Annotated in this window: 17 protein-coding genes; 7 read left to right on the top strand and 10 right to left on the bottom strand. The window is 39.9% G+C overall.

What is annotated here, in order from left to right; all coding sequences use genetic code 11:
• The 3 genes from KK060_RS21875 to KK060_RS21865 form a co-directional block, all read left to right on the top strand.
• On the top strand, window positions 1–2,264 hold a 2,264-nt coding region (locus KK060_RS21875), incomplete at its 5' end, for a TonB-dependent receptor (protein ID WP_367397532.1).
• 58 nt (window positions 2,265–2,322) lie between these two features.
• Window positions 2,323–2,862 carry a hypothetical protein gene (locus KK060_RS21870; RefSeq protein ID WP_254156523.1) on the top strand — a complete coding sequence of 180 codons (540 nt, stop codon included), beginning with the start codon at window positions 2,323–2,325 and terminating at the stop codon, window positions 2,860–2,862.
• A 75-nt stretch (window positions 2,863–2,937) separates the two neighbouring features.
• Window positions 2,938–5,112: a TonB-dependent receptor family protein gene (locus tag KK060_RS21865; protein WP_254156521.1), complete on the top strand. Its 2,175-nt coding sequence runs from the start codon at window positions 2,938–2,940 to the stop codon at window positions 5,110–5,112.
• 45 nt (window positions 5,113–5,157) lie between these two features.
• On the opposite strand, the gene KK060_RS21860 is transcribed toward KK060_RS21865, so the two are convergent.
• Both KK060_RS21860 and KK060_RS21855 read right to left on the bottom strand, forming a co-directional pair.
• A complete protein-coding gene (locus tag KK060_RS21860; RefSeq protein WP_254156519.1) occupies window positions 5,158–6,312 on the bottom strand; it encodes a threonine synthase in 1,155 nt (384 codons plus the stop codon).
• 94 nt (window positions 6,313–6,406) lie between these two features.
• The gene (locus KK060_RS21855; RefSeq protein WP_254156517.1) at window positions 6,407–7,315 is read right to left on the bottom strand and encodes a LysR substrate-binding domain-containing protein; all 909 of its coding nucleotides are present in this window, start codon (window positions 7,313–7,315) and stop codon (window positions 6,407–6,409) included.
• A gap of 315 nt (window positions 7,316–7,630) precedes the next feature.
• Between KK060_RS21855 and KK060_RS21850 the strand changes: the two genes are divergently transcribed.
• The 3 genes from KK060_RS21850 to KK060_RS21840 all read left to right on the top strand — a co-directional run bounded on the left by KK060_RS21850 (window position 7,631) and on the right by KK060_RS21840 (window position 10,497).
• Window positions 7,631–8,104: a DoxX family membrane protein gene (locus tag KK060_RS21850; protein WP_254156514.1), complete on the top strand. Its 474-nt coding sequence runs from the start codon at window positions 7,631–7,633 to the stop codon at window positions 8,102–8,104.
• 229 nt (window positions 8,105–8,333) lie between these two features.
• Window positions 8,334–9,677, top strand: coding sequence for a PQQ-dependent sugar dehydrogenase (locus KK060_RS21845; RefSeq protein WP_254156508.1), 1,344 nt, complete (start codon window positions 8,334–8,336; stop codon window positions 9,675–9,677).
• A gap of 283 nt (window positions 9,678–9,960) precedes the next feature.
• Entirely contained in the window at window positions 9,961–10,497 is a 537-nt protein-coding gene (locus tag KK060_RS21840; protein ID WP_254156500.1) for a YciE/YciF ferroxidase family protein, read from the top strand.
• Between the two features lie 67 nt (window positions 10,498–10,564).
• Here KK060_RS21840 and KK060_RS21835 read toward each other — a convergent pair whose 3' ends face one another.
• From KK060_RS21835 to KK060_RS21815, 5 genes are all read right to left on the bottom strand, one after another.
• Window positions 10,565–11,245, bottom strand: coding sequence for a DUF2490 domain-containing protein (locus KK060_RS21835; RefSeq protein ID WP_254156498.1), 681 nt, complete (start codon window positions 11,243–11,245; stop codon window positions 10,565–10,567).
• A 238-nt stretch (window positions 11,246–11,483) separates the two neighbouring features.
• The gene (locus KK060_RS21830; RefSeq protein ID WP_254156496.1) at window positions 11,484–11,939 is read right to left on the bottom strand and encodes a response regulator; all 456 of its coding nucleotides are present in this window, start codon (window positions 11,937–11,939) and stop codon (window positions 11,484–11,486) included.
• Window positions 11,940–12,026: 87 nt separating this feature from the next.
• Window positions 12,027–12,512, bottom strand: a complete 486-nt coding sequence (locus tag KK060_RS21825) for a toxin-antitoxin system YwqK family antitoxin (RefSeq protein WP_254156494.1) — start codon at window positions 12,510–12,512, stop codon at window positions 12,027–12,029.
• Between the two features lie 285 nt (window positions 12,513–12,797).
• The gene (locus tag KK060_RS21820) at window positions 12,798–14,135 is read right to left on the bottom strand and encodes a sigma-54-dependent transcriptional regulator (RefSeq protein WP_254156492.1); all 1,338 of its coding nucleotides are present in this window, start codon (window positions 14,133–14,135) and stop codon (window positions 12,798–12,800) included.
• Window positions 14,132–15,238 (bottom strand): sensor histidine kinase, encoded by a 1,107-nt coding sequence (locus KK060_RS21815; protein ID WP_254156490.1) that lies wholly within the window; start codon window positions 15,236–15,238, stop codon window positions 14,132–14,134. The genes KK060_RS21820 and KK060_RS21815 overlap by 4 nt, the downstream gene beginning before the upstream one ends.
• Window positions 15,239–16,048: 810 nt before the next feature.
• On the opposite strand from KK060_RS21815, the gene KK060_RS21810 reads away from it, so the two are divergent.
• Window positions 16,049–16,726, top strand: a complete 678-nt coding sequence (locus KK060_RS21810) for a porin family protein (RefSeq protein ID WP_254156488.1) — start codon at window positions 16,049–16,051, stop codon at window positions 16,724–16,726.
• A gap of 134 nt (window positions 16,727–16,860) precedes the next feature.
• Here the strand turns inward: KK060_RS21810 and KK060_RS21805 are convergent, their stop codons facing one another.
• From KK060_RS21805 to KK060_RS21795, 3 genes are all read right to left on the bottom strand, one after another.
• Entirely contained in the window at window positions 16,861–17,625 is a 765-nt protein-coding gene (locus KK060_RS21805; protein WP_254156486.1) for a hypothetical protein, read from the bottom strand.
• A gap of 240 nt (window positions 17,626–17,865) precedes the next feature.
• Window positions 17,866–20,808, bottom strand: coding sequence for a PA14 domain-containing protein (locus tag KK060_RS21800; protein ID WP_254156484.1), 2,943 nt, complete (start codon window positions 20,806–20,808; stop codon window positions 17,866–17,868).
• Between the two features lie 949 nt (window positions 20,809–21,757).
• Window positions 21,758–23,581, bottom strand: a 1,824-nt coding sequence (locus KK060_RS21795; protein WP_254156482.1) for an ABC transporter permease, incomplete at its 5' end; no start/stop codon positions are given.

Genomic DNA, 23,581 nt, shown 5'->3' with positions numbered 1-23,581 from the left:
ACCTGGCTTATAACACCCTTACCTCCATCTTTTTCATTCTGATGTCCGCAAATATTGCTTTTGCACACGGGAACCTCATCAAAGGCACCGTTACTGACTCTTTAACAGCAGAACGCCTTACCGGTGCCTCTGTAATCCTTAATAACGAATCTATTACTTCCACGGACCAGTTTGGAAATTTCCGTTTCGATGGCCTTGAAGATGGCAACTACACCATCAAAATAAGTTTTATTGGCTATAAGGCCTATACAACTACCCTTACCGTAAATGGAGAAGAAACAAAAACACTTATAATCAAATTAACTCCCTCAACGCTTCGCCTTGATGAGGTTACAATTACAGGCGCCTATTCTACTGAACACACTATGACATCTATCAATAAGATTGATATCGGGCTGCGTCCTTTAAAATCTTCACAGGATGTACTGAGAATGATTCCTGGCGTCGTTACTGCGCAACATGCAGGTGGAGGAAAAGCCGAACAAATCTTTTTGAGAGGTTTTGATATAGACCATGGTACTGATATAATACTTACTGTTGATGGGATGCCTGTAAACATGGTATCACATGCACATGGCCAGGGTTATGCTGACCTGCACTTTGTAACGCCTGAATTAATTGACTATGTTGATTTCAACAAAGGCCCTTACTACAGCAGGGTTGGAGATTTCAATACAGCCGGGTATGCAAACTTCCACACCAAAAATTCGATCGATCGCAGCAGTGTAAAATTTGAAGCAGGAAGATTCGACACCTATAGAACAGTAGCCATGCTCGATTTGCTGGGTAAAAATGATAGAAATCAGAATGCTTACGTAAGCGCTGAGTACTACTATACCAATGGTCCGTTCGAAAGTCCGCAGAACTTTAACAGGCTCAACCTTTTTGGCAAATTTAATGGATTAATTGCCGATGATAAGATCTTAAGTGTTAGCCTCTCAGCTTTTAAAAGCGAATGGGATGCCTCCGGGCAAATCTCAGAACGCGCCGTTACATCAGGTCTTATAAGCAGATTCGGTGCTATTGATAATACTGAAGGAGGATTTACGGGAAGAAATAATGTCAACGTCTCGCTCACCAAAGTATTTGAAGATGGTTCACGTTTCAAAAACCAGGTCTACTTCTCTCATTATAACTTCGAACTATACTCTAACTTCACATACTTTCTAAATGATTCAATTAATGGTGATGCCATCAAACAAAAAGAGAGTCGCGACATTTACGGGTATATGGGAACCTATCAGAAAGAATTATTAATAGGAGGTAAACCACTGCGTTTTGAAAGCGGGGTGGGCATTCGTTACGACGACATTTCCAATATAGAATTGTCGCACATTAAGGCCCGCTATACTTTTCTTAACGCGATAGCATTAGGAGATGTTGACCAGATAAACGCAAACGTGTATACTGATGCCATGCTCAATCTTACACAAAAGCTGAGCCTTAATGCAGGCTTACGTGTCGATGCTTTTTCATTCCAGCATTCCAACAAGCTGGATAGCCTTTACAACAGACAATCGCAGTCAAAAACAGCTATAAGTCCCAAGCTAAATGTTTATTATAACATCAACCCTGACTTTCAGATCTACTTCAAAAATGGAATTGGTTTTCACTCTAATGATACCCGGGTAGTAGTGTCACAAAGAGGGCATGAAATTCTCCCAAAAGCTTACGGAACCGATCTTGGTGTGTTTGCCAAACCTTTAAGGAACTTGTTGTTGAACGCAGCACTTTGGCAATTGAAGCTCGATCAGGAATTTGTTTACGTTGGTGATGAAGCTGTAGTAGAGCCAAGCGGAAAAACGCAGCGCTACGGTATAGACTTGTCATTACGCTACCAGGCAGCGGATTGGCTCTTTATTGACTTTGACGGAAACTATTCTCATGGCCGATCTATTGACGATCCTGAAGGAGAAAATTACATTCCGCTCGCACCTACTTTTACCAGCATCGGTGGAATTACCACCAGTCTTAAAAACGGTTTGCGTGCAAGCTTACGATATCGGCATGTAGACAACAGGCCAGCCAACGAAGATAACTCAGTAACCGCTAAAGGATATTTTCTACTCGATGCTGCTTTAACATATACAAGGCCGGCCTATGAGATTTCCTTAAATGCATCAAACCTACTAAACAGAGAATGGAATGAGGCACAGTTCGATACGGAAACACGACTGCCAGGTGAAAGACAAGGCCTATCAGAACTGGCCTTCACACCGGGCGATCCATTTTTTATTAAGGCAGGCGTCTCGTTCTTCTTTTAATGTTTTGACAAATATGATATAGTTGCTAGTTTTCGAGCCTTCTTGCTTATTCGAAGATTTGAAACGCATATTAGCCATAGTCCTCATTTTTATTCACCTGCTGAACATAGTTGGGTTCTATGGCTTATTCTCGCACCTTGAAATTCTTAACAATAAACATATTGCATCGCGTCTTAATGATGAGGTGTACGCCGGAAGCGATGCAATAACACTGAAAATACCGTTGGCATTACCGTACTCATTTGGTCAACAGAATTACGAGCGTGTTGATGGGAAGTTCAATTACGAAGGAGAAGTTTACCGACTGGTAAAGCAGAAATTATATAACGACACGTTGTATATTGTCTGTGTAAAAGATAAAAAAGGAACTGTAATTAAAGACGCCATTGAAGATCTTGCTTCTACCCTCACCGATAAACCCATCAACTCCAAGTCGTCCTCTAAAACCGCCAATATCTTTTTAAAGGATTTCGAAACATCTATCGCTCTTGAAATTACATCTGTAAGATATCCCGTAAACATAGCAGCGCAGCCATGCTATACCAACATCTACTTTTTTGATTGCATTAAATCACTTGATCGTCCTCCGCAGGTATAAACAATAGTTCTTTTTATTGATTTCGATCCTTTACAAGTGATCGTACCATCTCATTACCTAACTATTGTTTTATTTATGAAAAAACTCTACGTAATACTATTTACGCTTTGTTGTATTGCTGCAAAGTCACAAACAGATTCCGTCAAAACACACCGCTTAAAGGAAATAACTATTTTCAGTCAAGCTGATATAAAAACGATCGACCGTCTTCCTGATCTCGATAAAACATACTTATGGTCAGGCAAAAAGAATGAAGTGATTGAAGTACAAAACCTGGATGCCAACGTTGCTGAGAAAACAGCACGGCAGATTTTCGCGAAAGTACCCGGCGTCTTTGTTTATGACATGGATGGCAGCGGAAATCAAGTTAACATTTCTACCCGCGGGCTTGACCCGCATAGAGGCTGGGAGTTCAACATCAGACGAAACGGGGCCATAACAAATTCGGATATGTATGGCTATCCGGCAAGCCACTACAGCATGCCGATGGAAGCAGTCGAACGAATCGAACTTGTCCGAGGTACCGGATCACTGCAATACGGTGCTCAGTTTGGCGGGCTCCTTAACTATATAAGCAAACAACCTGATACTACCAAAGCTTTATCATTTGAAAGTATTAATGCCACAGGTTCTTTTGGACTACTTTCTACCTACAATGCCGTAAGTGGAACGATCGGCAAATTTCAATACTATGCGTATTATTCAAAACGCAAATCAGATGGATATCGGGACAACAGTGCATCAGATTATGACGCACAATCTGTAATGCTTGTATATGAGGCTTCTAAAAGTTTAAAGATTACAGGAGAATTAAGCAGGTCCAATTATCTCTATCAGATACCAGGACCGCTTACTGATAGTATGTTCCATGCAAATCCACGTGCTTCAACAAGATCAAGAAACTACTTCAACCCGGAAATATACGTACCATCGCTCAAAGCAGAATGGCGCATCTCTTCACACACAAACCTGCAACTTATTACCTCCGCTCTACTGGGCGACAGAAACAGTGTACAATTGGATAAACCTGCTGATGTAAAAGATGCAATAGATCCCACCACATTAACTTACACGGCACGCCAAGTAGATGTAGATCATTTCAAAAGTTTTACAACTGAATTAAGAGCAGCGCATACTTATCGTTTCCTAAACAACCACAGCACATTCATTGGCGGAATACAGGTAATGAGAAACGATCTTAACCGCCAGCAGCTAGGCAAGGGAACAACAGGAACTGGTTTTGATCTTTCACTTTCTCAACCTGGCTGGGGAAGGGACTTACATTTCAAGACAAACAACATCGCTGTATTCGTGGAGAACAATTTTAAATTATCTGAAGAGCTTTCCATTAACCCTGGTGTAAGAGTTGAAATAGGTGAGTCAGAAATGTACGGCACAATTTCCTACTATGATGTTAACGATATACCCAACACCATTTCACACAAGTTTCCTTTGTTCGGGATAAGCACCCAATACCACGTCAACAACAATTCTGGGTTCTATGCAGGTTGGTCACAAGCTTACAGACCGGTTATATTTAAAGACATCATTCCCGCATCTGTATACGAAACTGTAGATAAAGATATAAAAGATGCCGAAGGCTATAATTTCGAAGCAGGCTACCGCGGCACTTTAAAATATCTTCGTTGGGATGTTGGCGTATTTCAGGTTCAGTATAACAACCGTCTGGGGAGCCAGGCAACAACTGATCAGGATGGCATTTTTATACTTTATAGAACTAACATCGGCAATTCAAAAACGAGAGGTGCAGAAATATTTATTGAATACAATGTTCCTTTAGGTGAATACCTCAGCGTATCATTATTTACATCTACCGCATTTATGAATGCAGAGTACGAGTCGGCACACGTTCGCGCAGGAGATAAGAATGTTGATATAAGTGGCAACAACGTAGAAAGCGCTCCCGAAATTATCACTAGAAATGGACTCAGTTTTCGTATCCCTATTGCAAGTCTTTCTTTTCTTTACAGCTATTTAGGAGAAAGCTATGCTGATCCACTGAATACGAAACTGCCATCTTCAACAGGAGCTGTAGGTATTGTGCCTTCCTATGCCCTTCTTGATATCAACAGCACGTTATTTATATCTAAGAATATCATTGCAAAAGTGAATATTAACAACGTACTCGATAAGCATTATTTTACAAAACGTCCTTCTTTCTATCCAGGTCCAGGTGTATGGCCCTCTGATGGAAGAAGCATAAATGTATCATTGGGATTTAAAATATAGCTTTAAAGCCAGCAGTTCTACCTGCTGGCTTTAGTTTTTAAATCATTAAAAAGATTCGATATACTTATAACCCGTACCCGTATTTAATAGTAGTATTTCTTCTTCCGGGTGAACCTGGTCTGAAGCCAAAAGTTTCTTTAATGCGGGCACTAACGTGGCTCCTTCAGGCGAAACAAATAACCCTTCTTTAGATGCGATTTCTTTCACTGCAGGTATAATCTCATCCTCTTCAATAGCAATGGCAGTGCCATTGGTTTCATTCAAAACACGTTGTATTAGCTTGCGTGCAAAAGGAAAGGGCACTGAAAGGCCATTTGCTATGCTTGCCTTTGCTTCCGGTGCATTGTCTACATCAAAGAAGTTGTTTACAACAGGCCTGCAATTTTCGGTTTGTACTGCCACAAGGCGCGGCATTTTATTTTCTATCCATCCTAATTCGATCATCTCTGAAAATGCCTTCCACAAACCGATCAATCCTGTGCCTCCGCCAGTAGGATATAGGATTACATCCGGTAATCGCCAACCCAGTTGCTCGGCAATTTCATATCCCATTGTCTTCTTGCCTTCAAGACGATAAGGTTCTCTCATTGTAGACACGTCAAAGAACCGCCCTTCTACATTAAGCTCAGCAACTTTCTTCGCACAATCGCTGATTAATCCCTCTACTTCTATAAGCGTAGCACCAAAATATTGACACTCCGTCTTAAACGCCTGAGGTGTGTGTCGTGGCATAACTACAGTAGCCCGCATGCCGGCACTTGCGCAATATGCAGCCATTGCTCCTCCTGCATTGCCTGCAGTAGGAGTGATACATTCTGTTATCCCTAACTCCTTTGCTTTAGATATTGCCATACTTAATCCCCTTGCTTTAAACGACCCGGTAGGGTTTAGAGACTCGTCTTTTAACAAAAGTTTATGTACACCCATCCAACTTCCCAGTCGTGGTAGTGAAAGCAAAGGCGTCCACCCCTCTCCCAAACTCACTATGTTCTTTTTATCAAGCACGGGAAGCATTTCGAAGTAACGCCACATTGAGCGCTCATTCTGGTCGATATTACACTTAGCCAAACCAGAGAGAAGCGTATACTCACATATAAGGGGTGACTTCTCACAACGGTCACAGGTAGCGTAAGTATTAATCTTTTCAATAGGGTACGTTTTATCACATACAGAACATTGCAAAAATGAAATTCGGGACATTCTTTTTTGCGTTGTGGTATTCATCATTATGGCTGTTAGTACGAGCGAATGTAGAATGCCCTTTAGTGAAAGCCTAATATGAAATAGTTATGCATTATAACTTTATGTTATAATGGCTCTTTGAAAATTTGATAAATGCCTGATTAAGGCCCTGGTTATCTTCACCGTGGCGCTGAATAAAGTAGAACTGTCTTACCATCGTTAGCCCGTCAATATAAAGTCTTACCATTTCACCTGATGCCAACTCTTTCGATACTGCCTTCATGGAAAGGAAACCAAGACTATCATCAGCAAGAACAAAGTTTTTCAATGCTTCCGTACCGCCCAGGCGCATAGTGATTTTTAAGTCTGACAGTTTTATACCGTGATTTGCCAATGTCTGCTTTACTACCGAAAGTGTACCTGATCCTCTTTCACGAAGCACGACAGGCATATCAGTAAGATCTTTGACTGCGTATCTAATCTTTTTAGCCAGGTAGCTGCGCGCTGAACAAACAGGTATCACCTCATCAGCCAGAAAGGGCTCGCTGTTCACCATTGAGATCTTGTTCTTCCCCTCTATAATGCCCATGTCAATCTCATGTTCCAGCAACGCCTTCATAATATTTTCGGAGTTACGATTCAAAAGACTGATATGAATGCCTGGATACTTCTGCCTGAACCCTGACAATATCGAAGGAATGATGTAAAGTGCAACTGTAGTGCTGGCACCGAGCTTTAATTCGCCTTTCGCATTGTGCTGATTATGGTAAGTATGAATCTCATATTCCAATTGTCTTTGAATTGACTTTGCCTGTTGTAAAAACTCAAGCAATATTTGCCCTGCTTCTGTAAGGGAGATCAGGTTGCCTTTTCTTTCAAATAAACTTGTATTGTACTGCTCCTCCAATTGCTGAATGTGCTTGGTAATAGCAGGCTGGCTAATGTAGAGAATCTGACTTGCCTTTGTAAAACTTAACTGGCGGGCAACCTCAAGGAATACCTCATGCTTAAATGACAGCATAACAACAAACTTATACTATTTACCTAAAACCTATCTTTACTGTCTTGCTATTTATCTCTGTGGTTGTTTTCTAAACATAGATGATGAACTAATTATATGAAAGGTAGTGACTACAACTTGCAGCCATTAGCAGTAGCAACTGTTAATAAGGCCTGGTTACGTCTATTATAATTCCTTCTTCTTTCCTTAACAAATTGTTAAACATGCAACATTCAAATTAACCATAATGGATTGTAAGTTTGACAAGCAATGTTATCCCCACAGCGCGGCATGTTTAAAGCGGAAATTAGGATTAGAAACATAAACGATCATTCAATGAGCAACTGGAAGGAAATTTGTAAAACAACAAATAGCGAAATCAACATTATATTTCGTGTAGGAGTAGCGCTTGTGTTAATCCCTCATTGCATTGAGGAATGGAAACATGTTTACGATCATTTAATTATTTATGAATCGCACGTACAGGACATTTCAATTTTCGAGAAAGTCTTTTATTACGGCGTCATCATCATAGAGATTCTCGCCCTATTACTTATTATCGCTGGTATTTTTGGCAAGATCGCAGCTGCAGTACTTTGCACCGCTATCAGTCTTCACTTTCTACCTGTTCAAACATTAGCATTATTGCTCTATAAGCAATACGAGATTTACACACTTCTGATCACTGCGCTCCTATTTCTTATTATCAAAGGAAGCGGTAAATACTCCCTTGACTCCATCATCACGAGAAGTCATCACAATAAAAGGTCGACAGGTAATAAAATTCATACAGCAACTTCAATGCGTTGACGTCAATGCTTTTGCCTTGGTTGTATAATTAGGCTGGTTGTTAGTAAAGGCTCTGCAAAGAGCCTTTTCTTTTTTTAATACAGTGGCATCAGTTTTTAATCCACAGAAGCTCAAAATAACAAAGCTACAGAATATTCTTCTCTTACTGGCCGAGCCGATAAGCCTGATGATGTTTAGTGGCCGCTGTTGATGCTCTAACTATTAAAGACAAATTTTAAAGACTGTAACTATGAGGTTTTCATTTCACTTAATTTTAACAATCTCCATAATTTCACTTATCTCCTGTAACAAACAATCTAAAAACGACACGGCGGGGAATGTATCGACTGACACAGTTACTGTAAACACTTATAAAGCAACAATCAACCTCCCACCTCCTAATGAAAAGGAGTCAGCTGTAAAATACAGTAAGGTAATAGGCTGGCCAGAAGGAAAAACACCTACAGTGCCGGAGGGATTAAGTATTACGAAATTTGCAAGTGGTCTTAAAAGCCCGAGAAATATTTATGTCGCTCCTAACGGCGACATTTTTGTTGCCTTGGCAAATACTGAAAGCAAAGGCATCAAGAAGAAAATTACAGACGAGATTTCAGGCCGCAATGAATCGCAGCACACCCAAAGCAGTTTAAACCAAGTGTATTTGTTTCGCGACAACAACGGCGATGGGAAACCCGAAGTTCAAACGCCCTATATTACCGGTCTCAACCAACCTTTCGGAATGCTCATACTGAACAACTATTTCTATGTTGCCAATACAGACGGCATTCTTCGATATCCATATAAAGATGGCGATACTAGAATAGATGCTAAAGGAGAGAAGATTCTCGATTTACCTGCTGGTGGATATAACAATCACTGGACGAGAAATCTCATTTCGAACAATGATGGATCGAAAATATTCGTCTCTGTTGGTTCCGCCAGCAATGTAGCTGAACACGGAATACAAGAAGAACAATTTAGAGCCAACATTCTTGAGATCAATCCTGATGGAACAGGCAAACGTATCTTTGCAAGCGGGCTACGAAACCCGGTCGGCATGGATATCCTCCCTGGCACTAGTGAGCTTTGGACTGTTGTAAATGAAAGAGATGAACTCGGTGACAACCTGGTTCCGGATTATCTCACGCAAGCGAAAGAAGGAGGATTCTATGGGTGGCCGTATTCATATTTCGGACAGCATATCGACCCACGCATAAAACAAGAAGATCAAAAACCAGAACTTGTCCAACAAGCCATCGTACCTGACTTACCGCTGGATAGCCACAGCTCCTCTATGGGAATTGTCTTTTACGAACAAAAACAGCTTCCGGAGAAATACCAAGGCGGCGCTTTTATAGCACAACATGGATCATGGAACAGATCTGCCTTTACAGGATACAGGGTTGCTTTCGTTCCATTCAAAAACGGAAAGCTTGCCGGGCCGGCGGAGGACTTCGTTACAGGATTTATTGCTGATGCAGAGAAAGGTGAAGTGTATGGACGTCCGGTAGCGACAGCGGTAACAAAAGAAGGTAATCTGCTGATTACAGATGACGCCAGTGACACCATTTGGCTGGTGCGAGAGAGCAAATAACATTTAATCCGGCTGCACACATTACCATTTGTGTGCAGCATTTTGAACACACCGTGGAATATTTTGTCTTACCTGTTAGTACTCGATTTTGCTATTTAAAATTAACATAGAAATCATGTCCCTTTGGTCTTGTAATTCAATTCTGCATATGGCGATTGAACTCCTATAAATCATTCTTCTCCGAATTTTAAAATAAATAAGGTATTGAAGATACCTTCAATTAAAAAGTATAGGCATAGAAGTAGTCACACCTCCAACGCGATTAAAACACAATCATATTATTATGGCAACAATGACAAATTCAGGAACAGCAGCAGATTCTAAATTGAAAGAATTCTTTGTTCATCAATTACAGGATATTTTATGGGCAGAAAAAAAGCTTGTGAAAACACTTCCCAAGCTACAGGAGGCTGCGACCAACGATGAACTGAAACAGGCTTTTGCAACACATCTTGAACAAACTAAAACACACGTAGAGAGAATCAAGGAAGTGTTTTCATTAATTGGTGAAGAAGCAGAAACTCAAAAATGCCCTGCAATGGCCGGCATTGCTGAGGAAGGTGAAGAGATCATTGATGAGACTGAAGAAGGAACATCACAACGCGATGTAGGATTGATTTTCGCAGCTCAGAAGGCAGAGCACTATGAAATTGCTACTTACGGAGGTTTAGTAACCCTCGCTCAAACTATCGGCCTAAATGATGCAGCTGAAGTTTTGCAACAAACTTTGGCAGAAGAGAAAGAAACAGATTCGCTTCTCACTCAAATTGCCGAAAGCAAAATCAACTACCAGGCTGCCATGGAACCAAAGGAATCATAGACTAAATTCCTTTTCATAGAGTCGTTGCCATTCGTAACGACTCTTCTTTTTTCTACACTCACCTCTTCTAAAAATTTGTACTTATTGTTAGCTGAAGGATGTGGCTAACTACATTTGATTCTTTTTCGATCTGATACCTGAACATGTATCCCAGTTCAAGGTCGATCTCCTTGGTAAACTCATACCCTATTCCACCATATAACCTGTTCTGATCATATAGGTGATTATTTATAACTTCCTTATTCTGAACATTAAGAAAAATCTCATTTTGAATGGCAGTAAAGTACCTTGACTCGAAAACCGGAATTTTCAACTTAATATAATAACGCAACCGCTGTGAAAATTGCGATTGCCCAGGAAACCGCTGTTCAAGACGAATCCTATTCGATAAAGTGTTACTTCCTAATTTCATTTCTACCTGGTATTGTTCCCAGATGCGATGCTCAGGCTCATACACCTTTTTATCCTCCTCCATTTCCCAATTAGCAAATAGTGTGTAGCCAACAGTAAGCTCTTCGTTGTCGTTAACGACATAAGTAAGCCCGGGCCTTACCAACAGTGTTTCAAGGTATTTAGCCTCATCTGCCGAACGCAGTTGTAAGTCACCAAATAACTTCAATTTGTTCGTTAATGTTTGCTCATGCGACCAGAATAACCAGCCTTGCCTTTCGTGCACTTGCCCACTTAAATCCGTTGTTGCCAACACCAAGAAAACAAATGATAGTATTACGCTGTAGTTGCCTCCCATAGATGTATATGATTCTATTCCTGATAAAATCGTATACCTTTAATCCTGAGAATTAAGTGCTGATACCTTTTATGGAATTGGTAGTTACTTGTTGGTATACCAAATAAAAAAGAGAGCCATCGTTTGCTCTCTTTTTTAACGCCATCAAGTTACGGCATTGTTACGCTCAGGCGTAAACTTGTAATGTTCATGAAATAGATCTGAAAACCATCTCAATGATTTGCGCTAATACTTTGACTTACATGTTAGACACTGACCGGTATGTAGCAGTATTTACATTCGGATACATTTCGATTTCGTCAACACTTAGACGGTTCACAATATCTCTCAGGTTTGTTAAAAGATAAGGCTTATTGATGTAATGCCTGATTCCTTTTGCCAACATCCTTTGTCTATCACGCGGGTTACTGGATGAGGTGAATACTACCAGGGCTATTCTCGACTTTCCTGTTATTTGAAGGCTGTTGAATGCCTCAATAAACTCAAATCCATTCATAAATGGCAGGTTGATTTCAAACACAATAACGTCAGGCAGGGGGTAACCTTTTTCTTCCCGCGACCTTAAATAATCAATAGCCTCTCTGCAATTACTTGTAATATGCAATTGACTTACTATTCCTGACCTAAGTAAAACTTTTTCATTGATCCTGTTTAACTGCTGATCGTTGTCAATCAATAATATCTTCTTTCTCATGGGCAATCGCTACACGCGCATTTATTCATTTTATATCTTTAATATTTTGTTTAATCTTTTACAGACTTACCAAATTACTACATCACACTACCTTGCCACTTTAACTTCAACCACTTCTAGATCTTCAACCTGGTTGTCATCAATAAAAAGAAGCGTTCTAACATTTCTGCCCTCTTCATCATACACCTTAAAATATCCTTCTCTTCTCCCATTATTGTACTGACCCTCACTCGACAACTGCCCATTGGGGTGATAGGAAGCGAACCTTCCATGTTGTATCCCTTGCTTGTAATATTCCTCGATCATTAGCTCACCCGTATCATAATATTCTTTCCAAAGACCATTCTTTAGACCGTTAGCGTACCACCCCTCTGCAATTAAAATTGCATGCTTATTAAATTCTTTCCACTTTCCGTTTTTCAATTGCTTTCCTATTTGAGAACTTCCAAGCATAATTTCCCTAATTAACTTCTCACTTAAACTCCTGGCAGTGCCAGACACCTGTGTTCTTGCCAGGCAACTTGCAACTGTTGAAGGTATCACAGGACTTACATAAGCCCTTAGGCTGAGCATCGTCACTTGTATCTAAATCAAGTACATGTAATTCACACTGGATAATTACCTTTTTTGTAGTATTGCGATAACTACAGGTATTTCGGTATAGACAATTACTGCAAAGACTCCTCAGCTCTCTTACAACAATTTCTTCTAAATCATTCAAATGCATAACGTTTACCCCGTTCGTGCATTTCAAAAGCTATACCATTTAAAATCCTTGAAATTGAATCAATTTTGAAGAAAATTGAAAAAGAGATTGGAGCGTTTTCGTGCTGGTGGAGAGATTCTCCCCACCAAAAATCAGGCGTTCAGTTTCTTGATTTTTTCTCTTAATGTTTTTCTGTCTATGCCCAGGATTTGAGCAGTTTGAGAAATGTTATTTTTATTCGCAGAAAGTACATCCTGTATGTATTCGCGCTCAATTACATCCAATCGTTTATTAAGGCTTCTGGTTTTAGAGGCAGAGAACCGGAAGTTTTCAGGAAGATCAGGAACATCGATGGTGTTTTCATCTGCCATAATTACAAGGCGATGAACGACGTTTTGAAGTTCCCTTACATTACCCGGCCAGGCATATTCTTTAAGCACCTTAATTGCCTTAGGGGTAAAGCGCATGGGTTGTTTACCCAGCTCTTTTACATATTTCGAGAGAAAGTAATCTAACAGAATCTGAATGTCATTTTCCCTTTCTCTCAGTGGAGGAAGATCTATTGTAATGATATTGAGACGATAGTATAAATCTTCACGGAACAGGCCTTTCTTAACGAGTTGCATAAGATCGACATTGCTTGCGGCAACAATCCTTACATTCACTTTGATAGGTTTTTTAGAACCCACCATGTAGAATTCCTTTTCCTGCAGTACCCGTAGGAGCTTTGCTTGCATCGTCAGACTTGTATTACTTATTTCGTCAAGGAAAATGGTACCACCATCGGCGGTTTGAAAAAAGCCCGCACGTGTTTCACTGGCACCCGTAAATGCTCCTTTTACATAACCAAACAATTCACTTTCAAGAAGAGAATCGGGTATGCCCCCGCAGTTAACTGGTACAAAAGGTGCCGCAGAAGCCTGTCCGCCATAATGCAACGCCCTAGCTACAAGCTCCTTTCCTGTACCACTTTCGCCATTAATAAGCACTGTAGCCTGCGTTGACTTGGCTTTGCTTATCGTGTTAAAGACCTTAAGCATTCCTTCCGACTCACCGATAATGCCGAAAGTCTGTGGTATTGATTTTAAAGATTCCTTCTTATTCTTAAATGACTTACCAAGAACTCTTTCTACTGATTTAAAAAGCTCTTCATCCGTAAATGGTTTTACAAGATACTCCTCTGCGCCTATTTTAATAGATTCAATTGCCCCCTGTATGGATGGGAAGCCAGTTATTACAAGGGTTCCAAGTCCTTTATAATTTTCAGTTACATGACGCACCAGTTCCATTCCATTTTCACCGGGCATTTTTAAGTCAGTAATAACAAGGTTTATAGGAAGAGATTGCAGAAGTTTCAAAGCAGATTGAACGTTGTTTGAAGTAAAAACTTCGTAACCTACTGATTCCAGATTTCTTTTAATCAATTCAATTGTTTCTGGTGAATCATCTACAACAAGAATTTTAAAAGATACAGCCTGCTTATTCTTCATCTCTTACTCGTCTGATTAACTGGTAATAAAATCTCAAACTTAGAACCACTACCTGGAGAACTCGTCACCATGATCTTTCCATAGTGCGCGTCTATTATACCCTGAACCACCGAAAGACCCAGTCCAGTGCCCTGCCCTACCGGCTTCGTTGTAAAGAAAGGCTCAAAAATCTTTTCCTTTACTTCTGCTGTCATTCCGGTTCCTGAATCCTTTACAACAAGGCTAACCTGACTTCCCTTCACGGATGTTTTAATGGTAACATCTCCTCCATGTGGCATAGCATATACGGCATTGGTGATCAGGTTTACCATCACCTGGCTCATTTGAACCTCATCCGCCTTTATTTCCGGTAGCTTTTTATCAAGTTCCTTAATTATGTTGATACCCCTGCTGTGAAATCGTACATCAATAAAATAAAGAATATTATTTACGATGTCATTAAGGTTTACCTTGGCTATTTGCTGCGGCATTTGCCTTGAGAATATCATTAGCTTTTTAATGATCTCCCGTGTATATAGAGAAGCTTTAATAATCCGCTCAATATCCTCCCCCTGTTGCTCGTTTAACCTCCCGCTTTTCTTTATAAGCTGCGCGAAGCCAAGAATCCTTCCCAAAGGTTCATTGAGTTCATGTGCAATACCAGCCGAAAGCTCTCCAACAAACGCTAATCGCTCTACATGCTGTAGCTGTATCTGCAACTTCTGTTTGTCCTTCTCAATTGCTGCACGCTTAATAAATAAAGATAGCTCTTGCGCAACCGCTGTTATCAGATGTTTCTCTTCCTTAAGAAACACAGGAGCCACAGTACCGGCATTTTTTCGGTAGCCCAGTTTTACAAAACCATATTTTTTACGGCCGTTTGATAAAGGAGATTCAATAAAATGTTTACACCTATTAAAACCTGGGGTATTGTATGTTTGATTTTCGATACAAATACTCGCCTCGGCTAGGTCTGCAAATTGCATTGCCTTTGGCACGATATCAAGAATCTTTTTTACTATAACCTCTATATCTTCGCTTGCCTCCCAGGCCACTTTGGAAATTGCATAAAGGCAATTTAATTCTTTAACCCTTTCCCTTAATTTTAAATCTGTGGAATCCATTCTCAGAAGTAAATACAAATTTAACTATAGGGAAATGTAAATACTTCACTTCATGTAAAAATTACTTTTGGAGTGGGGCGTTTTTACCCACGTGGGAAAAACTGTCTTTCAGATTTTACCTTGATTACTTCAATACCGCGCTATACGGAAATCATTCGAAAGCCTTGTCGGTATTAAGGTACAGAAAAGCGTAATTACTTAAATGCCTTTCTAATCCTCACATGACATTTGGCAAGTCACATAATATGGTAAATAATTCTAAGCGTACTGTCCCAAAGTCTATGATCATTCAAGGCATGCACCATGCATCCGATTTGCATTGATGAATCATATTTGTAATACCATTGTAGATGAGGTCACAGCAAGTCAAACTCAATGATTGCCGTGAACGAACCACTCATTGCTGCCGTTAGCATTGACAACATTCATCCGTTCCGCTACCGTTTATGCGAAGCTGTTTACAGCATAACCAGTGTTATCGTAACTACCATTCTTTGTTGTGTAATAGATAAAATGCCGCTATGAACATCGCTAACAATAGACATTAATGATACAAACAACGGACTATATACCTGCTTTAATTTAAGCAGGCAATAAGGGCTTAGAAGTACCTGTATTACCATATAAGTTATTCATATGTTACTTAACCGTTTTTTAACATAAAGAAAATTCGCGCGGCATAATCTTTATTATTCCATACCAGTGTAGAGTGAGAAAGCTTTCTGTTCTGGCTGTTTGTTTTAAGCAGTCGGCTGCTGTTTAGACAACTAAGCATTACCAAAAATTAAAATCACATAACCTGTTTACAAAATGAAGAAACTGAGTTTTACAAAAAGAATTGTTGCAGTATCCATCATGTTATTTTTGCTTACTGCCTCCCACTTTGCTAACGCGCAATTTGGATTTTCAGTTGGACCTAAAGGAGGTCTTGCAATAACAAGCTTCCGTGGCGCAGATGCTGATAACATTGATTCGAGAACAAGTTGGTTTGGAGGTGTATTCCTAAACTTCCAGCTAGCACCGGTAATTGCCATACAACCAGAATTATTACTTACCGAACGTGGCGCAGACGTGACAACAGGCAATGTAAGGGATAACATCAGCATCAATTATTTCGAAGTTCCTGTGTTGGCTAAACTCCGATTACCACTCGCAAACGAGATCATCTTCCCTCATATACTTTTCGGACCAAACTTTGCATTTAGAACTGATCTGGATTTTCAAAGTACAGATACTCAATCTGGCCTTGCGCTGGAAGCAAACACAGACGATGTCAGAAAATCAGATATCAGTGGCCTTGTAGGAGCGGGTATTGATATTCAAACCCCTGGCAATGGCGTGTTTTTTACAATAGACGGAAGATATGGATTTGGATTTAGTGATCTTAATGATAACGATAACACTGTATCATTAAAACACAGGGCATGGACTTTTGCAGTGGGCGTTGGCTTCAGAATAGGTAACAGAAGTGACGATCTGGATGACTAAAAACTATTGAGAAGAGGTTTAATGTTGCTGAAGGTTTAATGTTACAGGATTAGTGTTTTGTGCCATTAAGTGCTAGGCTAGTTATAATAATAAAAGAGGCTGCTAAGCAGCCTCTTTTTTATTTAACCTGAAATTTAAACTTCCCACTGACCTTGCTCTAAAATAGATCCATCTGTATCAAACCACTTCCATCCGCCATTTCCTTTAGCGTCCCAAATCATTTCGTAAGTCTTACTTCCTTCTATGATATAGATTACATTTCCCGCCTTAGTTTTAACATTGAGATTTAATTCAATAACAAATGCTCCCGTGTAGTCGTCTATTAGCATCTTAAAGTTATCGCCGTTGCGCTTCCAAGAATACTGAAGAAGCGCATTGCCAGGCTTATCAGTCATCCCGTACGCATCAAATACTTTCATGTATCCCTCACTCCTATCCTTTAACTCTTCTGCATGAAAATATTTAACCCAACTAGCACTACCAGTTGCTTTTATAAACATTTCAAATACATATTTAGTAGATGTATTACTAACCTGATATGCATAGCTTCCACCTTGTGGATGGCTCCAAGTATAAGTAAGAACTTCACCACTCTCAGCACTGCGCCCGTTACTTGCCGTAATTCTTGTACTGGACTTTGTAGCTCCCTGTGGTATTACCATCATTTCAAGATATTGACTCATTGCGTTGGCAGATTGAACCCACGCCGCAGCCATTTGCGCATAAGTATCATCAGAACTTAACATCGCCGAAGGTGCTGTAATAACATTTGATGAACTATTTAAGCTCAAGGTTGCCTCCTCTAGTTCCTGTTCCTGAGATTTAGGTTCGTCGTCATCAGAACATGAGAATGCGAAAAAAAGTACTGCACTAAGCAGTAAGAATCGGGTGATTTTCATTGTTATGTAGTTAGTGAGTGTTTTTATTAAATGCCTTAAGCGGCATTTAAATTTAAAGTATAAGTACCAGATAGCGTAAAAAGGTGACCAGGATGTAAGGTATTAGTCCTAATAGCTTCTTTTCCTAATACATTCACATAGAAAATACACCTATTAAGCAGTATTTTGATTAACACCAAATAACCTATAAATTGAAAAAGGGATCAAACTGATCCCTTTTTAATAAATCGAATACTCTTGCTACTTAACAATTAGTCGTTTTGTAAAGCGCTTTCCATTAAAAGCGCCATTTACCAAATAAACTCCAGCACTGAGTTTGTCAGTAATATCAAGGGTCACTTCATTACATCCTTCTGTACATGAAATTGTCTGTGCGTACAAGAGAGATCCAACCAATGAAGTTACTTCAATTTTTAGCTCTTTAGTTAATCCCGGTTCAAGTGATGGAAGGAAAAGTGTAACAGGCTTTTTGTTTGTTGGGTTTGGCGCCAGAATTATTTCGCCGTCAGTGTCAACATCTGTTTCAGAAAACGAATATGCCGTTGCTGCTATACCTGTCTCTGACATAGAGGAATTGAAAGGAGAAAGTCTGCTTCCTGCAATAGGGCGTTCAAACGTTCCATCAGGTAACCTCCAGCCTACTGAAACATGGTCAGTTCCGACACCTTGCTTATGAAGTACTTCAATATAATAGGTTTGGTTTTGTACTAAATTGATTGCTACCGATCCTTGGCTGCTGTACTTATTCCATTGACGAGGTTCCGTAGCACCATTTACATATGCAATTCTTACTTTATTCGCAGGATTAAAGTTACTGCTCAACCAAAGTTCACTATTATCATTGCTCGCTATGTAAAACAAATATGCGCCAGTAACCGGAGGACAGATATAACCCCTTATTCTCGTTCCGTATTTAGTACCAATATTACCAGGGGATTCTAAAATGGAAAGCTGACTTGTTTCAGATGGAGGTGAATTAACAGGAATATCAGAGACACTTGTTCCACTTACATTTCTCCATACCTCTCTTAAAATCGTTCCTGTTGCACTGCAGCCTTCCACGTAAATTTCTGTTGGAGTAGGAATAGAAGTAGCACCTTCATTGTCAGTAGCCACTGCAGTTATAGAATAGGTACCCGCAGGTACATTCTCCCAGCGGAAACTATAAGGTGATGTTAAATCTTCTCCGATTTTTACGCCCGAATTGAAAAATTCTACTTTCACTACAGCGCCATCAGGATCTGAAGCTTCTGATGTAATATCAACGTTCGCAGGTGCAGCGTAAACAATTTCATCAGTGGACACATTAGCAATAGGTGCTTTATTTTCTTCCTTATAAGGAATAAGACGCGCGCCCGTAATAGGACGCTCAAGTGTACCATCAGGCAATTGCATACCAACAGAAATATGATCTGTACCTACACCTTCCTTATGAAGCGCTTCTATATAATAAGTCTTTCCTTTTTCAAGGTGAATGAGTGCGGACTGCTGGCTTGCATATTTATTGTATTGTCTTGGATTGGATGCGCCATTTACATAAGCAATTCTTACTTTATCAGCTGCACTTGAAGTTGTGCTTAACCATAACTCGCTATTGTCATTGCTTGCAATCCAAAATCTGTAATCACCAGTTTGCGGAACACATAACAAGGCACGATAACGGCTACCGTACTTGTCGCCGATATTGGATGGACCTTCGAAAACACTTAACGTAGAAGTACTCGCAGGTGTCGTATTTACAGGAATTGTTGATACGGTAGTGCCTGATACATTCTTCCATAACTCATGCACTACACCACCTGTACCACTACAAAGTGATGGTGCAGCAAATGGATCGTAGTACCATAATCTGAAACCTTCCTCATTGTTTGAAGAAGTGAAAAAGATTTTATCTTCGGAAGCTGTGATATTAGCAGTGCCTTTTATTGATACATTGTATATATCCTGAAGTGTCCTTGTTCCACCTGCGGTTAAGTCACTTTGATATACTTGCAAGTCTTGCGGTGCAGCTTCCTCACCTTCAGACCTTATATCATTAAAGAACAGCAAGTCACCCGCAGGGGTGAGATCTAACCAAGCTGCATAATTATTATCTGCAAACAGTTCCTTGATATCATAAAAAGACGATGTCCCTGCAGTTGTCCCATCAGATTTCCATATGTATCCTGCAAAGGTTTGGCTTTCATCGGCGAATACCAGATTGTTACGAACAATTTGAATTGGACCTACAAATCCATCTGTAACTATTTTTCTTACCATCTGGGTCCCAGCATCAGTCCCATCTGTAACCCACAACTCTTCTTCTGGAATTCCGTGAGCTCTGATGAAATATGTCTTTCCATTAAACTCTATGTAAGTTCCTATACCATTGTATTGGGAAAATTCGGGACCCCAAATCTTTACCATCTGTGTAGACGCCTGGGTACCTTGGGATCTCCATAGCTCGGCAACTTGTGAAAATTCATCTTCAGGGTCTGTATATGACCTATCAAAGTATAAGTATCCGGCTGAGGCTTTCAACTCATAAAAGTCGTTGAAAGGAAGATCAACTGCTACAACCGTTCCTGCCTCCGTGCCATTAGTTTTCCAAATATTAGCGTCTGCTGACGTTCCGCCTCTAAAGAACAAACTATTGTTATAGTATGTAATCGACCCAAGATATCCACTACCACTGCCCGGATTTATATCCTTAACCAACGAGAGTGAATTTGTTGAGCTCAGCTTCCATAGTTCTACACCATGCACGCCATCATTAATACTTAGATAAAGTTCACCGTTATATACAGCTAAAGGTGTTATTGTGTTATAAGTTCCGACCATCACCGTTCCGGTGTTTGTTCCATCGCTTCTCCATAAGCTTTGACTTCCACCACTTTGTGTAATAATAAAAACGGACGTTGGCGACTTGATCTCACTAATTCTGAAAATAGTTTGACCTAATTTTTTTACCAATGTAGTTCCTCCGGGAGTTCCATCAGATCTCCATAGACTGTCACCGGACGCATAATAGAGATAGCCATTGTTACTTACAAAGTTGTTACTTCCAGGAGCAAGCTGCTTTACAAAAACCGGTTGCGCCTTTAAATCTGCATGGATAATTGTTAACAAAATAGTAATGCAGACACACAGTTTTGATAACCAGTATCCAATACTGGTTATACATGAGGGTACATTTTTTCTCATAAGGGTACTTTAATTTTTAAATTGTAATAGTTATTAAAAAGTGTTCTGAACTCGATTGTGATAGTGTAGTAGATTGCTGTTTAAGCATGTACTAAATAAAATACACAAAATGACTAAAGATGAAATTGAAATGGGAGGTAAACATAGCGTTACAACGCCCTTGGATGCTCGATCTGCAAGAGAAGCTTTCATAAAGAGGTTTTTAAAAATCCGCTAAAAAAAGAGTGCCTAAATAAATAGTACTTGCAAAGGGACAACCAGACCGCGCGTTAGGGTGCTGAATAACCGATCGCATACTCATTGCAGGTACAATAGCCTATTTTACTTTAGCGGCATTTGCTACTATACAAAAGCTTTTAGTATTTACTGTTCTAGTTCCCTAAACTTGATTTTAACTTCAAAGCTCCATTACCTTCAAGGAACCGGCTGCCTGGCTTCGTGCATCAGTACTGATTCTGCTGTTTTTCACTGATAATTCAATTATTCTTCATTAAAAAGGCCTTTTTATGAAAGTTGACAGAAGGATGGCAGAAGGATGGCAGAAGGATGGCAGAAGGACAACTGATAGGTCTCTGAAGACAGACCGATGCATCTCTGTTGCTACTTAACACGGAATAAGCTAAAAATTGAATGACTTACGAGCTGCCAGTGATTAATTCTAAATAGGTAAAAAAGTGTTAATTACAGGCAATTATTAAACTAAGAAGCGCAGAAAAGAAAAAATCAGCGCTTCCATTCAACATTGAACGTCAGTGAGCGTATAGACCACTTTCTTAAGCAACTCACCAGCCAGCATTTCTCCATCGATTAATATTATCTTCAATAGCCTCCAAAGAAATCGTTACAGGAAAGCCGCTATAATTATTCCTACCCTAGCAATCTAAGCTTACAACGTTTCAACCTCGATGTACCTCCATTCATTTACTTCTGACTCTCATTATGAATAAAACTATTCAGACCGCAGGGTAGTAACTGGGTTAATGATAGCTGCACGAATGGCCCGATAACTAACAGTAGCCAGAGAAATAAACATTGTAGTTGCAATTCCTATTGCAAACACCCACCATTGTATGTTTATATGGTACTGAAAGCTCTGAAGCCATTGACGCATAAAGTACCATGATAACGGGGCTGCAATAATGAAAGCAATGAGAATAAGCTTAATAAATTCTTTAGAAAAAAGTAAGATGATGCTTGTAACTGAGGCCCCCATTACTTTTCGTATACCAACTTCTTTAAGCTTTTGGTTTGCCATGAAAGAGATTAAACCATACAAACCCAGGCAACCAATAAATATTGATAACGCTGATAGAATCTTAAACAACGTAAATGTACGTTCTTCTTGCTTGTATCTACTGGCAACGTGCTGATCGAGAAAAGTGTATTGAAAATAATAGTCGGGGTACACTTCGTTCCATGATTTTTCTATAAAGGCAAGTGTCTCGCTTAGATTGCTTGTACTCACTTTAATTCCGGCATCATAATAGAAATAAGGAAAGTTGACTATAACTACCGGGCCAATGCTTTTATGCAACGAAGCAGTATGAAAATCTTTTACCACGCCTACAACCGGTGCATCAATATCATTTAAGCCAAGTGTTACGTGCTTACCAATAATTTCGTCTGGATTTTTAAATCCTAATTGTCTTACAGCAAATTCATTGACAATTACTGCATAATGCTGATCTTCTTCAGGCAGCTCGTCTGATGAGAGGCGTTCTTCCGCCTCAGTTATCCACCGGCCCGCTACCAATTCAAGCCCATAGGTCTCACCGTAATGGATGTCAGCCATTTTTATCTCTACGTCATATACCCGATCTCTCGGCGCATCGGTTAAGCGATATCCGGAGTTGACATGGTTGTTTGACACGGGCGCACCAATTGAGTAAGAAACACTGAGTATTTCCGGGTTTAACTGGAGCCTTGACGTTAATGCGCGAAGGGTAGCCTCCTTATGTTCCGGCATACTCACGTTAATCACAGCATCTTTTGTAAACCCTAACGGTTTATTTCTAAAGAAAGACATCTGATCAGAAACTATTAAAGTGCCAATAATAAGCGCCTGGGCAATAAGAAATTGAAAAACAACCAGTGCTTTTCTAACCAACGAACCTGAAGTACCCTGACCAGTGATTTTATTTTTCAATACGTCAACCGGATTGAAGCGCGATAATATAAGACCTGGATACAACCCAGAGAGTAAGGTAACTGTGATGAGTAGCATAAAGATAAAAGCAAGGAGTCCAGGATGTCCAAGCAGTGATTCGGGCATTTGTTTTCCCGTGAAATTGTTCACCAGGGGTAAAGTCCATTCCACTACCCCCAGGGCGAGCAATACGGCCAGTAAGGTTATAACAAATGTTTCTCCTAGAAAATACACCGTGAGCTGTTGACGTACAGCACCGAGCGTTTTTCTAACTCCTATCTCTTTAGACTTTTTAATAGCCAACGCTGTCGCTAGATTAATAAAATTGATACATGCTATAGTTAGAATGAAAGCACCAAGTATAGCAAGTGTTATTAGCGTGGATTTTTCAACTGCTTCGTCATTAAATCGATTATCGAAATGAATATCTTCCAAAGATTGAAGAAGGTATTTCTGTTTCGTGTCCCCTTCAGTAAGATATTTATGAGCAAAATCGACCAAACGAGTTTCAAGGTTTTTCTTGGTAATATCATCGGGAAGCACTACATAACTAAATCCAGAAGCATTTAATCCCCAGCTGTCAACAGAATAGCCCAGAAATTCTTTTGTAAGCGATGGCAATGAAAC

Origin of the sequence: Chryseosolibacter indicum (assembly GCF_018598585.1) — a bacterium.
GTDB lineage: Bacteria > Bacteroidota > Bacteroidia > Cytophagales > Cyclobacteriaceae > Chryseosolibacter > Chryseosolibacter indicus.
Note: the sequence above shows the minus strand (reverse complement) of the source record. Positions and strands in the feature narration are given on the sequence as shown.

Excerpts from the sequence above, each read along its gene's own strand:
- KK060_RS21865 (WP_254156521.1), top strand. The coding sequence starts at position 2,938 with ATGAAAAAACTCTACGTAATACTATTTACGCTTTGTTGTATTGCTGCA.
- KK060_RS21860 (WP_254156519.1), bottom strand. The coding sequence starts at position 6,312 with ATGTCCCGAATTTCATTTTTGCAATGTTCTGTATGTGATAAAACGTAC.
- KK060_RS21855 (WP_254156517.1), bottom strand. The coding sequence starts at position 7,315 with ATGCTGTCATTTAAGCATGAGGTATTCCTTGAGGTTGCCCGCCAGTTA.
- KK060_RS21850 (WP_254156514.1), top strand. The coding sequence starts at position 7,631 with ATGAGCAACTGGAAGGAAATTTGTAAAACAACAAATAGCGAAATCAAC.
- KK060_RS21845 (WP_254156508.1), top strand. The coding sequence starts at position 8,334 with ATGAGGTTTTCATTTCACTTAATTTTAACAATCTCCATAATTTCACTT.
- KK060_RS21840 (WP_254156500.1), top strand. The coding sequence starts at position 9,961 with ATGGCAACAATGACAAATTCAGGAACAGCAGCAGATTCTAAATTGAAA.
- KK060_RS21835 (WP_254156498.1), bottom strand. The coding sequence starts at position 11,245 with ATGGGAGGCAACTACAGCGTAATACTATCATTTGTTTTCTTGGTGTTG.
- KK060_RS21830 (WP_254156496.1), bottom strand. The coding sequence starts at position 11,939 with ATGAGAAAGAAGATATTATTGATTGACAACGATCAGCAGTTAAACAGG.
- KK060_RS21825 (WP_254156494.1), bottom strand. The coding sequence starts at position 12,512 with ATGCTCAGCCTAAGGGCTTATGTAAGTCCTGTGATACCTTCAACAGTT.
- KK060_RS21820 (WP_254156492.1), bottom strand. The coding sequence starts at position 14,135 with ATGAAGAATAAGCAGGCTGTATCTTTTAAAATTCTTGTTGTAGATGAT.
- KK060_RS21815 (WP_254156490.1), bottom strand. The coding sequence starts at position 15,238 with ATGGATTCCACAGATTTAAAATTAAGGGAAAGGGTTAAAGAATTAAAT.
- KK060_RS21810 (WP_254156488.1), top strand. The coding sequence starts at position 16,049 with ATGAAGAAACTGAGTTTTACAAAAAGAATTGTTGCAGTATCCATCATG.
- KK060_RS21805 (WP_254156486.1), bottom strand. The coding sequence starts at position 17,625 with ATGAAAATCACCCGATTCTTACTGCTTAGTGCAGTACTTTTTTTCGCA.
- KK060_RS21800 (WP_254156484.1), bottom strand. The coding sequence starts at position 20,808 with ATGAGAAAAAATGTACCCTCATGTATAACCAGTATTGGATACTGGTTA.